This window comes from Sphingobium fluviale (assembly GCF_004122115.1).
GTDB lineage: Bacteria > Pseudomonadota > Alphaproteobacteria > Sphingomonadales > Sphingomonadaceae > Sphingobium > Sphingobium fluviale.
On sequence record NZ_SBKP01000048.1, the window covers coordinates 1 to 245 of the forward strand.

Consider the following 245-nt stretch of genomic DNA (forward strand, 5'->3'; position numbering starts at 1 on the left):
CATATTATCGTAAATACCCCGGCGCGGTACACCTCCCAGCACACGGAACGCATGATTATGGGCGTCGAACAGCATCTCGTGCGTCTGCAACAGATAGGCCCGGACGATGAAGGCACGGCTGTGGCTGAGCTTGAAGTGCGCCACCTGCAACTTGGTGCGCACCCCGTCGATGATCGCCCAGTCCTCGCTCCAGTCGAACTGGAACGCCTCTCCCGGCGCGAAGGAGAGCGGCACGAACGTCCCCC

General features: G+C 61.6%; 1 pseudogene. It reads right to left on the reverse strand.

The features are described 5' to 3' along the window. Positions 1–245 (reverse strand): annotated as a pseudogene (locus EQG66_RS15230) (IS21 family transposase); the annotation flags it as partial.